Annotated in this window: 2 pseudogenes; both read left to right on the top strand. The window is 67.4% G+C overall.

The features are described from left to right. Positions 1-384: 384 nt before the first annotated feature. Positions 385-483: pseudogene (locus AOK23_RS51285) on the top strand (DLW-39 family protein); the annotation flags it as partial. A 349-nt stretch (positions 484-832) separates the two neighbouring features. Further along, a pseudogene (locus AOK23_RS49155) lies at positions 833-1244 on the top strand (hypothetical protein); the annotation flags it as partial.

Genomic DNA, 1244 nt, shown 5'->3' with positions numbered 1-1244 from the left:
GCGCGAGGAAGGCGGTGACGATGGTGGTCCACAGTTTCATGACCTTGTTCTGGGCCATGGCCCCTCACTTTCGGGTCGGGCGATTTGCGTACTTTCCTCATGATGTGTATGCGGGCCGCGAAGTGGGGGACCGACGCCCGTGGCGCGTCGATCTTCAGATCAACACCACTCGGATGGTCGCAAGGGGGTGCGAGAGTTCCCCGGAGCTGCGAAGTCGTACGGGAAACCGGTCCGATGAACCTGCGATAGGAACGACGGCATCCGGTTCTACTGGGGTCGTCCGGCCGGGAGTTGAGGGGCCGACGCAGGTCACCGATCGATATCGGTCGGTGTGTATAGTCGGGCGCCAGAGGTCCCCTACGTCAAGAAAGACGAGGTCGCGCGGTGAAGAAGCTTCTCCTGGTCGCACTGGCCGCCATCGGCGGGCTCCTCGTGTACCGCCAGATCCAGGCGGATCGCGCCGAGCAGGATCTGTGGACGGAGNNGGCCGTACTCGCGGCCGGGGTTTTGTGTGTCCTGGGTCCGTCGTCCCAGGGGTGCGAAGGCCGCGAAACCGTCTGCGATTCACTGCAGCGAATGATTTGCTTGCAATAGCGAAACGGTGCTCTGTCAAGAGCGCGATTTCGGCCGCTCGTCCCTGAGAAAGCGCGCATCTGTGCGGAGGGAACGGCAGGATGGGCGCGTTCGGGGCTACGACGAGGGGTGGCGCGTGATGGGGCGGCGCACGGTCTGGGGGCGCACTGCGGCAGCCGTGGGAGCGGCCCTGCTCATGACCATGGCACAGCCCGTTCCCGCCCTGGCGGCCGGCGAGCCGACGCCGTACTCCTANNNNGGCTGACGCCGGGCAGGACGTACCGCAGTGCCATCGGCCCCGGCGAGAAGCTCTACTACCGCCTCGACCTAGACGCCGTCGCCAGCGCGTACGTCTCGGGCACCGCCGTACCCGCAGCAGGGGCGAGCGTCGTCTCCTCCGACGGGCTGAGGGTCTCCATCGAGGACGTCGACGCCCACCGCTGCTCGTACGGGAACGCCCGCTTCGGCCCCACGCGCAGCGCCCACCCCGTCACCGCCTGGGCCTCGCGTGAGATCGGCGCCGACGAGTACATGTGCCAGGCGGCCGGGGCGTACTACCTCGTCGTCGAGCGCGTCGGTCCCAGCACGTCGTCCGGGGCCTCGTCAGGTCTGTCATCGGGTGGGTCGTCGGGTGCATCGGGTACGTCGGGTACGTCGGCGGGTGGATCGTC

This window comes from Streptomyces torulosus, from assembly GCF_001419765.1.
GTDB classification, from domain to species: domain Bacteria; phylum Actinomycetota; class Actinomycetes; order Streptomycetales; family Streptomycetaceae; genus Streptomyces; species Streptomyces torulosus.
Note: the sequence above shows the minus strand (reverse complement) of the source record. Positions and strands in the feature narration are given on the sequence as shown.